This is a genomic window from Mesorhizobium sp. M1A.F.Ca.IN.020.06.1.1 (genome assembly GCF_004023265.1).
Taxonomy (GTDB): Bacteria; Pseudomonadota; Alphaproteobacteria; order Rhizobiales; family Rhizobiaceae; genus Mesorhizobium.
The window spans coordinates 1-398 of sequence record NZ_RZSR01001847.1; the positions used below are offsets into that span (position 1 = coordinate 1).

Here is a 398-nt window from a genome sequence, read left to right on the forward strand (position 1 = left end):
GCCGAGCCCCATGTCGAAGCCGGCGCCATTGGTGCCCAGGGCCTGCTGCATCTCGATGGCGATCGCCGGATAAGGCCGCTGATGATGCGAGGCCGAGCAGATCACCAGATCGATATCCGAGCCTTCCACGCCGGCATGGGCGATGGCCTTTTTGGCCGAAGCGATGCCGAACTCCGCCTGCAGCGACAGCGCGTCGTCCGGCCGGGCCGGAATGCGCGGCGCCATGCGGGTTGGATCGAGGATGCCTTCGCGTTCGATCACATGGCGGGTCTGCACGCCCGACGCATGGACGATGAAGTCGCTGTCCGACTTCTGCAGCAGCGTCTCGCCTGTGACGGCGCGGCGCGCATTCTCGGTGTCGACCCAGCTGTTGAAGCTTTCGACCAGCTCTTCATTGG

The 398-nt window shown here is 65.3% G+C and carries 1 pseudogene; it reads right to left on the reverse strand.

The features are described from left to right. Positions 1-398: pseudogene (locus tag EOA60_RS37195) on the reverse strand (beta-ketoacyl-ACP synthase III); the annotation flags it as partial.